Origin of the sequence: Longilinea arvoryzae, assembly GCF_001050235.1 — a bacterium.
Taxonomy (GTDB): domain Bacteria; phylum Chloroflexota; class Anaerolineae; order Anaerolineales; family Anaerolineaceae; genus Longilinea; species Longilinea arvoryzae.
In genome coordinates, this window is the sequence record NZ_DF967972.1 from 2144277 (window position 1) to 2156860 (window position 12584).

Annotated in this window: 8 protein-coding genes; 6 read left to right on the forward strand and 2 right to left on the reverse strand. The window is 60.2% G+C overall.

What is annotated here, in order from left to right; all coding sequences use genetic code 11:
* The first annotated feature begins 51 nt into the window (after window positions 1-51).
* The 6 genes from metH (at window position 52) to LARV_RS09595 (ending at window position 9320) form a co-directional block, all read left to right on the forward strand.
* The gene (gene metH / locus LARV_RS09570) at window positions 52-3570 is read left to right on the forward strand and encodes a methionine synthase (protein ID WP_075073427.1); all 3519 of its coding nucleotides are present in this window, start codon (window positions 52-54) and stop codon (window positions 3568-3570) included.
* A gap of 12 nt (window positions 3571-3582) precedes the next feature.
* Entirely contained in the window at window positions 3583-5457 is a 1875-nt protein-coding gene (locus LARV_RS09575) for a bifunctional homocysteine S-methyltransferase/methylenetetrahydrofolate reductase (protein ID WP_075073428.1), read from the forward strand.
* A gap of 41 nt (window positions 5458-5498) precedes the next feature.
* Window positions 5499-6263, forward strand: coding sequence for a type III pantothenate kinase (locus LARV_RS09580; protein ID WP_075073429.1), 765 nt, complete (start codon window positions 5499-5501; stop codon window positions 6261-6263).
* Between the two features lies 1 nt (window position 6264).
* A complete protein-coding gene (gene coaBC / locus LARV_RS09585) occupies window positions 6265-7473 on the forward strand; it encodes a bifunctional phosphopantothenoylcysteine decarboxylase/phosphopantothenate--cysteine ligase CoaBC (protein ID WP_075073430.1) in 1209 nt (402 codons plus the stop codon).
* Window positions 7474-7563: 90 nt separating this feature from the next.
* A complete protein-coding gene (locus LARV_RS09590) occupies window positions 7564-8295 on the forward strand; it encodes a metallophosphoesterase family protein (protein ID WP_075073431.1) in 732 nt (243 codons plus the stop codon).
* A 92-nt stretch (window positions 8296-8387) separates the two neighbouring features.
* Window positions 8388-9320: a DUF4349 domain-containing protein gene (locus LARV_RS09595; protein WP_075073432.1), complete on the forward strand. Its 933-nt coding sequence runs from the start codon at window positions 8388-8390 to the stop codon at window positions 9318-9320.
* A gap of 156 nt (window positions 9321-9476) precedes the next feature.
* On the opposite strand, the gene LARV_RS09600 is transcribed toward LARV_RS09595, so the two are convergent.
* Window positions 9477-11840 (reverse strand): glycoside hydrolase family 36 protein, encoded by a 2364-nt coding sequence (locus LARV_RS09600; protein ID WP_152031765.1) that lies wholly within the window; start codon window positions 11838-11840, stop codon window positions 9477-9479.
* Window positions 11841-12026: 186 nt separating this feature from the next.
* The gene (gene dcd, locus LARV_RS09605; protein WP_075073434.1) at window positions 12027-12581 is read right to left on the reverse strand and encodes a dCTP deaminase; all 555 of its coding nucleotides are present in this window, start codon (window positions 12579-12581) and stop codon (window positions 12027-12029) included.
* Window positions 12582-12584 lie beyond the last annotated feature (3 nt).

A 12584-nucleotide genomic window follows, 5' to 3' on the forward strand; every position in this document is an offset into this window, starting at 1 on the left:
TTGCATGCCTCTCCATTCCAGAGAGGCATTTTCTTAATACGGAGTAGAGCCATGCCGCGTACTTATACCAATCACCGTTACCTGGACGCTTTACAAGACAAAGTCTTGATTTTCGACGGCGCTATGGGCACCAGCCTGCAACGCCAAAACCTGACCGCCGTCGAGTTTGGCGGTGAACGCACCGTCGGCTGCAACGATTATCTGGTCATCAGCCATCCCCAGGCGGTCGAAAAAGTGCACCGCTCGTTTCTGGATGTCGGCGTGGATGTAATCGAAACCTGCACCTTTCGCTCCAACCGGCTGACCCTGGCCGAATACGGCCTGGCGGACCTCACCCTGGAGATCAACCGCCGCGCCGCTAAACTGGCCCGCCGTCTGGCAGACGAATACACTCAAAAGACCGGGCAGCCGCGCTTCGTGGCGGGTTCGATGGGCCCATCCGGCAAGCTGCCTTCGATGGACGACCCCGAACTCTCCAACGTCAGCTTCGACGAACTGGCGGATATCTTCCGCGAGCAGGCCGTCGGATTGCTCGAGGGCGGCGTGGACCTGCTGCTGATCGAAACCTCGCAGGATATCCTGGAGGTCAAGGCTGCCATCCTGGGAATCCAGCAGGCCTACCAGCAAACCGGAATCTCCGTGCCGGTCCAGGCCCAGGTGACGCTGGACACGAGCGGGCGCATGCTGCTGGGCACCGACATCAGTGCGGTGCTGACCATCCTGGAGGGCATGCCCATCGAGATCATCGGCCTGAACTGTTCCACCGGCCCGGATCATATGCGCGATCCGATCCGCTTCCTGGGCGAGCGCTCGCTGCTGCCGGTTTCGTGCATTCCCAATGCCGGTCTGCCGCTCAACGTGGACGGTCAGGCCGTCTATCCCCTTGAGCCTGAACCCTTCGCTAAGACGCTGGCCGAATTCGTCCGCAAGAACCATGTCAACGTGGTCGGGGGCTGTTGCGGTACCACCCCGGCGCACCTGCAGCGTCTGGTGCAGGAACTGCGCAACGAACCCCGGCCGGTGCGGCCGAAGATCGAGGCTCCGCAACTGGCATCCGCGGTGCAGGCCGTGCCCATGCAGCAGGAGCCGCGTCCTTTCATCATTGGCGAACGCCTGAATACGCAGGGCAGCGCCAAATTCAAGAAGATCGTGCTGGCCGAAGAGTGGGATGGGGCTGTGACCGTCGCCCGCCAGCAGGTGGATAACGGCGCCCACGGCCTGGATCTGTGCGTGGCGTTGACCGAACGGCCGGACGAAATCGATTTGATGCGCAAGCTGGTCAAGAAGCTTTCACCGCTGGTCAAGCTGCCCCTGGTGATCGATACGACCGAGCCGGACGTGTTGGAGGCCGCATTGCAGACCGCCCCCGGCCGCTGCCTGGTCAATTCCACAAATTTGGAGGGCGGCCGCGTCAAGGCCGACCGGGTGTTGAGCCTGGCGCGCAAGTACAACGCGGCCGTGATCGCCCTGACCATCGACGAACAGGGCATGGCCAAGACGGCCGACCGCAAGCTGGAAATTGCCCGGCGCATCCGGGATATTGCCGTGAACGAATTCGGCTTCAAACCCGGCGACCTGGTGTTCGATGCGCTTACCTTTACGTTGGCCACCGGCGACCCCGAATTCAGCCAGTCGGCGGTCGAAACGTTGGAAGGCATTCGGCGGATCAAGCGCGAATTGCCGGGCGTGCTCACCTCGTTGGGCGTCAGCAATGTTTCGTTCGGGTTGTCGGCCAACGCCCGGGCCGTGATCAACAGCGTCATGCTGTATCACGCCGTGCAGGCCGGCCTGGATATGGCCATCGTCAACCCGGCTCAGATCACCCCCTACGCCGAAATTGGCGAGCAGGAACGCGCCCTGGCCGAAGATTTGATCTTCAACCGGCGGCCGGATGCGCTGCAAAGTTTGATCGATTATTTCTCGAAAACCGGAACCGGCCCGGCTCAGAAGGTGGACGCGACCCAGGAAACACTGCGCGCCATGACGCCCGAACAGCGCCTGCATTGGCGAATCCTACACCGCCACAAGGAAGATATCGAAGCGGATATCGACGCGATCGTCCTGCGCGACGGGCAAAACCGGCATGAGATGGCGGTCAGGGTGTTGAACAACGTGCTGCTGCCGGCAATGAAGGAAGTCGGCGATAAATTCGGTTCGGGCGAGCTGATTTTGCCGTTCGTCCTGCAGTCCGCCGAGGTGATGAAGAAGGCCGTGGCCCATCTGGAGACCTACCTGGAACGCAAGGAAGGCGTCACGAAGGGCACGATTGTGCTGGCGACCGTCTACGGCGACGTCCACGATATCGGCAAGAACCTGGTCAAGACCATTCTTTCGAACAACGGCTACACCGTGGTCGACCTGGGCAAACAGGTGCCCGCCGAGCGGATCATCTCCAGGGCTTTGGAATTGAACGCGGACGCGATCGGATTGAGCGCGCTGCTGGTATCGACCAGCAAACAGATGCCGCTGATCGTCAACGAACTGCAGCGCCGCGGCCTGCGTTTTCCGGTCATGATCGGCGGCGCGGCCATCAACCGGCGCTTCGGGCGCCGCATTCTGCTGACCGAGAGCGGCGAGTTCTACGAACCGGGCGTCTTCTACTGCAAGGATGCCTTCGAGGGCCTGGCGACGATGGACGCGCTGACCGACAGCGGGAAACGCCGCGAATTGTTGGCCCAACTGCGCAGCGAATCGGAGGCCGAATTGGGGCGCGGCGCTCAGGCGGACCGCGGCACCTCCCTGGCGCGAATCCGTTCGGATGTCAAACCGGCCGTGAATATTCCGCGCCCGCCGGCCTGGGGGCCGCGAGTGGTGCACTCCATGCCGTTGGAAACCGTCTTCGAGCACCTGTCGCTGAACGAGCTGTTTCGCCTCTCGTGGGGCGCCAAGAACTCGCACGGCGATGAATGGCTGAAACTGAAGGCCGATTTCGAGGATCGCCTGGATAGTATGAAGCGCGAAGCGCTGGCCGAAGGCTGGCTCAAACCCCAGGCGGTCTACGGTTACTGGCCGGCGCAGGCAGACGGCAACGATCTGGTGATCTACGAGCCCGGCTCGGTGCGCTCCGGATCGCCGGCGGAACAGACCCGTTTCTCCTTCCCGCGCCAGAACGGCGGCGAAAACCTGTGCCTGGCCGATTATTTTGCGCCGGTCGAATCGGGCGTGATGGATGTGGTTGCCCTGCAGGTCGTCACCGTGGGCCAGGAAGCCACGGATCGCTTCGATCAACTCCAGGAGAAGGGCGATTACAGCGCGGCCTATTATCTGCACGGCCTGGCAGTCCAGACCGCCGAAGCCAGCGCCGATTATCTGCACGCCCACATCCGCCGCGAACTCGGCCTGGAACCCGGGCAGGGCAAACGCTATTCGTGGGGCTATCCGGCCATCCCTGATCTGGCGGATCACGCCCGGGTGTTCGAATTATTGCCTGCCGAGAGCGAACTGGGCATGTCGCTGACGGCAGCCTACCAGCTTGTGCCGGAGGAATCGACCGCGGCCATCATCGTGCATCATCCGGATGCCAGGTATTTCAACATCGGCGAGACGCGGGTCGAACAATTGATGAAGTAGGAGCAATTATTAATGGGTTTGGAAAATCCTTTCTTGAAACTGCTGGAAAGCGGCAAGCCAATTCTTTCAGACGGCGCCATGGGAACCATGCTGCACAAGCGCGGCATTGGATTCGATGTGTGTTTCGATGAGCTCAATCTGATCAATCCGGCCGTGGTCGGGGATATTCACCGCGAATACATCGAAGCCGGCGCGAACATCATTCAAACGAATACCTTCGGCGCGAACCGCTACAAACTCGAGCAGCACGGGCTGGAAGACAAACTGGTCGAAATCAACGCCGCCGGTGTGGAATTGGCCCGGCGGGTGGTATGGGCGTCCTTCAAGAATGTGATGATCGCCGGGGACGTGGGCCCGCTGGGCGTGCGTCTCGCGCCGTTCGGACGCGTGCTGCCCGAACAGGCCAGGCAGGCGTTTGCCGAACAGATTGCCGCCATGGCGAATGCGGGCGTGGATCTGGTGATCATCGAGACCATGACCGACCTGTATGAAGTGCGCGAGGCGATCGCTGCTTCGCGTCAGGTGGCGCCGTACCTGCCGGTGATCGCCTCGATGACCTTCACCCGGGACGACCGCACACTGCTGGGAGACGATCCGGTTAAGGTGGCCCGCGCCATGCACGGCTACGGCGCGGATGTCATTGGCGTCAACTGTTCGGGCGGCCCCAACCAGCTTCTGCGCATCCTCAAGATCATGCGCGAAGCCGTGCCGGAAGCGAAGTTCTCGGTCATGCCGAATGCCGGGTGGCCGCAGCAGGTGGGCGGGCGCATCATGTATCCGGCCGATCCGGAGTATTTTGGCGATTACGCGCTGTCCCTGTGGAACGCCGGGGCCACCGTGCTGGGCGGCTGCTGCGGCACCACCCCGCAACACATCGCTGCCATGGCGCACGCGCTCGAAAACGCCGCCGAACGGGTGGAAATCGAGCGCGAAGCGGCCGCCGTGGCCGATCACGATGAACCCCAGCCCACCAACGCCCCGCCGACCCAACTGGCGAAAAAGCTGGCCGAAAACAGCTTTGTGGTGACGGTGGAGATGGACCCGCCGCGCGGCCTTTCGACGCACAAGCTGCTGGCGGGCGCCAGTTTACTGGCCGAAGCCGGGGCGGACGTGATCGATGTGGCCGACAGTCCCATGGCGCGCATGCGTATGAGCCCGTGGGCGGTGTGCAGCCTGCTGCAGCGCCGCATCGGCGTCGAAACCGTTCTGCACTTCCCGACGCGCGGCCGCAACCTGCTGCGCGTACAGGGCGATCTGCTGGCGGCGCACGCGCTGGATGTACGCAATGTTTTTGTGGTCATGGGTGATCCGACCGCGATCGGCGATTACCCGGACGCGGCGGATAATTTCGATCTGGTGCCATCCGGGTTGATCAAGTTGATCAAGCAGGGCTTCAATGCTGGCGTGGATCACGCCGGCGTGGATATCGGTCAGCCGACTTCGTTTTTCGTCGGCTGCGCTTTGAACCTGCACCCGGACGATCCGGAGCATGAGATCAAGAACCTGCGCCGGAAGCTGCGCGCCGGGGCCGATTTCATCCTCACCCAACCGACGTACAACCCGGCCAAAGCGCATGAATTCCTGGAACGGGTGCGCAACGAAGTGGGTGAGAGCATGCGCCCACTGCTGGCCGGAATTCTTCCGCTGGCCAGCGGGCGGCATGCCGCCTTTTTGCACGCCGAAGTGCCGGGTGTGTTGATCCCCGAGGAAATGCGCAGCCGAATGAACCAGGCTGGTGACGCTGGAGCGCGCGAAGGAATCAAAATTGCGATAGAATTAGCACACGCACTGCGTGCTGATTTCAACGGAATTTACCTGATGCCGGCCTTCAACCGTTTCGATTACGCCGCGGAAATCATTGAAACGGTCAAACGCGAAATTGAGTGAAGGTCGCCAGCACGGCTGCGAAACCCCAAGTGGATTCCCCCATGCTACTGACGATCGATATTGGCAACACCACACTGACCCTGGGCCTGTTCGAAGGCCAGAAATTGGGCGCACGCTGGCGCCTGGCAACCGATCAACAACGCCTGCCGGATGAATACGGCCTGCAGATCCTGGGATTGCTGCAAAATGGCGGCTGCTCCATAGCGCAACTGGATGGGGTCTGCCTGTCGTCGGTGGTGCCGCCCATCACCAACCGCATCATCACGGCCTGCAAGCAGTATCTGAATCAGGATCCCTTCGTCGTGGATTACTCCATCAAAACCGGCGTTAAGATTCTGTATGAGAATCCAAGCGCGGTTGGCTCGGACCGCATTTGCGATGCGGCGGCGGTCTTGCAGCTTTACGGCGGGCCGGCCTGCGTGGTCGATTTTGGCACGGCAACAACTTTCAATGCCATCACCCAGGCCGGAGAATATCTGGGCGGCGCGATATCACCCGGCATCAACATTTCAGCCGAGGCGCTCTACACCCATACCGCCAAGCTTCAGCGCGTCGAAATGGTGGCGCCGGCCGAGGTGATCGGCCGCAACACCGTCAACGCCATCCAATCCGGACTGGTCTACGGCTATGTTTCACTGGTCGAAGGAATGGTGGCGCGCTTCCGCAAGGTCCTGGGCGAGGACATGAAAGTGATCGCCACAGGCGGGTATGCGGAAATCGTGGGGCGCGAAACGGCGGTCTTCAACATCATCGCACCCTGGCTGACCCTTTACGGCATGCGAATTCTCTGGGATATGAATCACTGATATGACACATCCACTTGCCAACAAACACATTTTGCTGGGCGTCACCGGATCGATTGCGGCGTATAAAGCCGCCGACCTGGCTTCCAAATTAACCCAAACCGGCGCGCTGGTCGACGTGGTATTGACCGAAAGCGCCGTGAAATTCATTTCGCTGCTGACGTTTCAATCCGTTACCGGCCGCAAAGCCTATGTCGACGCGGATCTATGGGGCGGCGAAGGGCATGTCACCCACATCGGGCTGGGGCACGCGGCTGAGTTGGTGCTCATCGCGCCGATTTCAGCCAACACGCTGGCCAAACTGGCGCACGGCATCGGCGACAACCTGCTGACCGTGACCGTGCTGGCATCGCACTGCCCGCTGGTGCTGGCTCCGGCGATGGACGTGGGCATGTTTGGCAACCCGGCCACGCAGGCCAACGTCGAGATCCTGCAGCAGCGCGGCGCCATTTTCATCGGCCCGGATGAAGGTCACCTGGCTTCGGGATTGGTGGGGCGCGGGCGTTTTGTCGAACCGCCCCAAATCCTGGAACAGGTCCGCTATTTGATGTCGCGCGGCGGACCGCTGGCCGGACGGAAGGTGGTGGTCACCGCCGGCGGTACCCAGGAACCCATCGACCCGGTGCGCCTGATCACCAACCGTTCCTCCGGAAAACAGGGAACGGCCGTCGCGCAGGCGGCGTTGGACGCCGGCGCCGAGGTGACGCTGGTGAGCACGCCCACCGGATTGGCCGTCCCGGCCGGCGCAAAGCTCGTGTGTGTCAAAACCGCTCAGGAGATGCTGGATGCGGTGCTGGCCGAGGCTGCCGACGCGGATGTATTGATCATGGCGGCTGCCGTGGCGGATTTTCGTCCCATCCCGGCGGCGCAGAAGCTCAAGAAGGCGGCCGGAATCCCGCAAATCCAATTCGAGGCGACCGCCGATATTCTGGCGGCGGTGGCCGAACGCAGGGCCGCCACGGGCTTCCCCCGGCGCAGCATCGGATTTGCCGCCGAGAGCCAGGATTTGCTCCAAAATGCGCAGTCCAAACTGGAACGCAAACACCTGGATCTGATGGTCGCCAACGACATCAGCGCGGCGGACGCCGGTTTCGAGGTCGACACCAATCGGGTGGTGCTGCTGTTCCCGGATGGACGCCAACAACCGCTCCCGATGCAGGAGAAAGCCGGAGTCGCCGAGGCAATCGTCCAACAGGTGATTGCCTGGGGATGATCCCGGCCTGATTTTTCCCAGAGCTGCATGTGAAAAACGCGTGCAGCGCTCAATTTCATATCCCCCCTTCCGAAACGGGTCCAATAACCTATGACACGCATCCTGGTTTGCTCCGATATCCATGCCAACCTGACCGCGCTCGACGCGGTTCTCAACGACGCCGGAAATGTCGATACCGTGTGGTGTCTGGGAGACGTGGTGGGTTATGGTCCGGACCCAAACGAGTGCATCCAGCGGATTCGCTCGCTGCCCAACCTGATCTGCCTGATCGGCAATCACGATGCGGCCGCCCTGGGGTTGCTGGATATCAAGACCTTCAATCTAGAGGCGCGACAGTCGATTCGCTGGTTGACGTCGGTATTGACTGCTGAAAGCCTGGGCTTCCTTTCGACCTTGCCCGAGACCGCCGTGGAAGGGGATATGACACTCGCTCACGGCAGCCCGCGCGTGCCCATCTGGGAATATCTGCTGGATGTATTCAGCGCGGCCAATGCCTTCGATTATTTCATGACGGCGTATTGCCTGGTCGGACATACGCATATTCCCACCGTGTTTACCTTCGATCCGGAGACCAAGGGCGTTCAATGGCGCATGCCAACCACCGGGGAGCGAATCGAATTGGAAAAGCGCATGATCCTCAATCCGGGGTCGGTCGGCCAGCCGCGCGATCACAACCCGGATGCCTCTTACGCCATTTACCAGCCCGAATTCGGATCCTGGGAGCTTCACCGGGTGGCGTATGATGTGGAGAGCGTGCAGCAGCGCATTCTCAAGGCCGGACTTCCTCAGCGCCACGCTCTTCGATTGGCGGATGGTTGGTAATCCGCTTCTTTACCAGTTGGAACTATCCTTCCTTCGGACGCGTCTTAACAAAAGAAGAGAATCCCTGACCGAAACCTTGAGGAGATGAGAAGATGAAACGTGCAGTTATCGGATTGGTTTTATTCGCCTTACTGCTAAGCGGTTGCGCGACCCAGAAGGCCACGGAATCCCTGGTGGGCGGCCGGAATACCGCCGATTATGCGGCTGCGCCGGCCGAAGCGCCGCAGCCGGCCGGAGTTGGCAATGGATCCGCCACGGGTTCCAGTGAAGCCGCTCCCCGTCGCCTGGTCATTCAGACCGTGGATATGTCCATCGTGGTTGTCAAACCGCTGGATGCAATGAACCAGATCGCCGCGCTGGCGACCGAATTCGATGGCTTTGTGGTGAATTCTTATTCGCACACCGTGACCACCCAGCAGGGCAAGGATGTCATCGAGGCTACGATCACCATCCGGGTCGACGCCGCTCGTCTGGATACGGCTCTGGAACGAATTCGAGCCCTGACCCCGAACGCCGAACAGGATGTGCTTTCTGAAAATATTTCCGGGCAGGATGTGACCAAGGATTATGTCGACCTCGAGTCGCAGCTCAAGAATCTGGAACAAACCGAAGCTCAATTGCAGAAGATCATGGATCAGGCCACCAAGACGGAAGACGTGTTGAGCGTCTACCGGGAACTATCCTCGATCCGCGGCCAGATCGAAACGACTAAAGGCCAGATGAAATACTATGAAGATGCCGCGGCGCTGTCCGCGATCACCGTGACCATCCAGGCTGAAGAAGCCGTCCAGCCCCTGCAGTTGGGCGGATGGAAGCCGGTCGGCACGGCCCGCAACGCCGTCCAGGCGCTGGTTGATACGCTGCAGTTCCTGGGTTCGGCCGCCATTTGGATCGTGATCTACATCCTGCCGGTCGGGCTGGTGATCGGCCTGCCGATCTGGTTGATCGTGCGCGGCATTCGCCGGGCCAAGCGCAGAGCAAAGGCCGCCAGACTCATGGAAGTTGAAGCCGAAACCAAGAAGTAAGTTCTGGAAAGAGAAATAAAACCACAGAGAATCAGAGAACACTGAGAATCAATAGAAAAAGAGAAGAAAGCCAATCCCTGGACACTCTAGGGTAAAGCCTTCTTCTCTTTTCTTAATATTCTTCTCTGTGGTCTCTGTGACCTGTGTGGTTTTTTCTTAATATCCGATTTCGACGTGTGACTTGCGGTCCACGTTCAGCCGCAGGCGGTAGCAGTTGTCGCTGCGGCCTTCCCAGGAAAGCGTTTGCTGATTGAGCGAGATGCGGTGCGGAATGCGCGGCAGGGCAATTTCGATTTCGCCATAAGCGCGGCGGGGTAAGCTAAGATCAAAGTTTACGCCGTTGCCCGAGACATTCCACGAACTGATTTCCAAACCCTGAGAAATGTGGAAATTTCCACCCACGAAAACGGGAACATCCTTTTCGGCTGCCCGCAAGGCGATGAGCACGACGCCGTGGGCCGGGACCTGTTTGAAGCGGAAAGGCGCACCTTCGAGGACATAAAAGGAACGGTTGTCCCAAAAATTGCGTCCCCAGTAGTCTCCAACCGGCAGGCGAAAATTCTGAAGGCGCAGGGTGACGTCCTGGGGCTTCTCGGACCAGTTGAACCAGGCCAGCAGGTGCCAGCGGCCGATGGGCCCGTGCAGGTCGAGGCGCAGACGCTGTGGGATGGCGCTGTCGAACCAATCCAGCACATCCGCCCGCTCGCCAATGACGGGCAGGAGCACCTCGGCCATGGCCAGGCGCTCGCGCGGCAAGTTGGGCAGGTCATCCGAAAGCAGCAGCGATCCGCCGGTGAGGGCAATGCTGGTGGCCAGCGTTTGGACCTCGGCCTGGGTGAGTTCGGTTTCCGGACGGATGAGCAGACAGTCCGGATCGTTGATCCACCAGCGGTTGTGCATTGGGGCGCGGGTGAGGATGTTCTGAATGGAGTTGCGCGCGCTGGGCATGTCGGGTTCATTCTTGAAGAAGGTGTGGATGCCGTTGAAGTTGGGCGTCCAACTCCCGCTGACATCCGCGCCGATGCGCATGCTGTCCACCAGGCCGATGACCGAGCCCAGCGGAGCCCCGCAGCCGACCAGGAACGTATCTGAGTTCGCCGTTTTGCGCACGGCTTCCATCGCGCCGCGCAAAATTTGGGCCCGCGTGAGGGTTGGATCGTGGCGCCGGCCGGCCAGCGCCCCGGCGTAGAGAAAATCCAATTTCAGGTAGGGGAAACCCCAATCCCGGCGCGCAGTCTCGATGACTTTACAGGCGTACTCCAAAGCGCCCGGATGAGTCAGGTCGAGCGCGGTGGTCAGGGCATTCCAGCCGAAACCGGCGTTGACAGGCCGGCCCAGACGGTTGCGCAGGATGAATTCGGGGTGCTGTTTCACCAATTTTGCGGCCGGGTGAACGATGAAGGGCGCCAGCCACAGGCCAGGCGTATACCCTGCCCCTTGAATCTCAGCCGCCAGCGGCGCCACTCCGTCCGGAAATCCCGGTCGAAATTCGAACCAGTCACCGACCTGGGCTTCGAAGCCATCATCGATCTGGACGAGTTGGAGGGGGAGATGCGGCGCAAGTTGCTGTAGCGATTCCAGGTTCTGGCGGATTTGGCCGGCGTCGATCTTTGTGTAGAACTGATACCAGGAACACCATCCGGAAGGGATCTTCTCTGGCAGACTGACCCGGTTTTCACGGGATGCCGCGATGAAATAAGGTCCCAGCGGATCGGTTTGCTCGAGACTGAAGGGATAATAGACGGCCCAATCGGTCTGGACCGCGACGCCGGGATCGATGCGTACCTGGTCCCCGTTGGCCCACAGGACCACCTGGGCTGTTTCTTTCAGGCGGGCTTCCAAAATTCCAAACTGGCTGCGTTGGGAGAGAAAACCGAACAGCGCCGCCACACGTTTGGCGCGGTCGCCGACGACGCCAAAGAAATCGGATGAGAAATCGCCGGGGTTCGTAAATTGGGGCGTTCCCGGATTGACCACCATTGGATTTTGGAGCCACCCCAGGCGCGAGCGCATGGCCTTCTGGTTGGCCGCATAGGCGCCGGTCCAGCCCCAGGACTGCCAGTTGTTCGAGAAGAAGGCCGGGCTGGAGGTTTTCGCCCACTCGGGCGGCAGCCTGAAAACGCCGCTTTGGCGGGTGCCGCCGCAGCGGAGCATTTCGATCCTGTCCAGCGTAATGGGTTCAGGACCCTGGTTTTCCAGACTGATTTTCCAAAGCAGCATCGGGAACAGGTCGCTGAGCGCGAAGGTAACCCGGCAGAGGATGCCACTGGCGTCCGGCGCGAGTTGGATATCGACCTGATTCAATAATCCGAGCAGGGAGGGATTGCGCGGAAGCTGGGTCACTTCAGACACGGTCCAGAGTCCGTTGAGGAATTCTGCCGAACGGCCATTCGACCTGTAATTCAGCGCGAGGTGCGCCTCCAGCAACGCGGGCAAGGCTTCATCCGCCGGTTGAAGCGTAAAAGTCCCCGATTCAGGGTGGCATGTGAAGTTGAGAGTCCGGTTGTGAAGTTCGATCACGCCTCTACCTCAATTGTGCAAGCTGTCGAGCGCCTTTGGAGACTCGGCTTGTGATCGGCCAGGCAAACGCGATATCAAAAGATCAACAGGAAAATGGTTCCCCGTCCTTCATTTCCTGTTGATCTATTCTATCATTAATGCTTTTGATCAAGTCCGGGATGCACCCGGCAGTCAATCGGATGGAAATTAAATCTTCGGCAGGGCAATGTTCTCCTGCTTCTGGTATTTGCCTTTCTTATCTGCGTAGGAGATCTCGCACATTTCATCGCCTTCGAAGAAAACCACCTGGGCGATGCCTTCATTGGAGTAAATCTTTGCCGGAAGGGGAGTCGTGTTCGAGATTTCGAGCGTGACAAAACCCTCCCATTCGGGTTCGAACGGTGTGACATTGACGATGATGCCGCACCGGGCGTAGGTGCTTTTGCCAACACACAGGGTCAGGATGGAGCGCGGAATCCGGAAGTATTCGACGGTGCGCGCCAGCGCGAAGGAATTAGGCGGGATGACACACACGTCGCCTTTGAAATCCACCATCGAACGCGGATCGAACTGCTTGGGGTCCACAACGGCGGAATAGACATTGGTAAAGATCTTGAATTCATCGGCGACGCGAATATCGTAGCCGTAGGAGGATACGCCGTAGGAAATGACGCCATTGCGGATCTGGCGGTCGACGAAAGGTTCGATCATGCCGTGTTCCAGAGCCATTTTGCGGATCCAGTGGTCAGGTTTGACACCCATGTT

Coding starts and splice junctions, on each gene's coding strand:
- LARV_RS09590 (WP_075073431.1), top strand. CDS start 7,564: ATGACACGCATCCTGGTTTGCTCCGATATCCATGCCAACCTGACCGCG.
- metH (WP_075073427.1), top strand. CDS start 52: ATGCCGCGTACTTATACCAATCACCGTTACCTGGACGCTTTACAAGAC.
- LARV_RS09575 (WP_075073428.1), top strand. CDS start 3,583: ATGGGTTTGGAAAATCCTTTCTTGAAACTGCTGGAAAGCGGCAAGCCA.
- LARV_RS09595 (WP_075073432.1), top strand. CDS start 8,388: ATGAAACGTGCAGTTATCGGATTGGTTTTATTCGCCTTACTGCTAAGC.
- LARV_RS09580 (WP_075073429.1), top strand. CDS start 5,499: ATGCTACTGACGATCGATATTGGCAACACCACACTGACCCTGGGCCTG.
- coaBC (WP_075073430.1), top strand. CDS start 6,265: ATGACACATCCACTTGCCAACAAACACATTTTGCTGGGCGTCACCGGA.
- dcd (WP_075073434.1), bottom strand. CDS start 12,581: ATGGGTGTCAAACCTGACCACTGGATCCGCAAAATGGCTCTGGAACAC.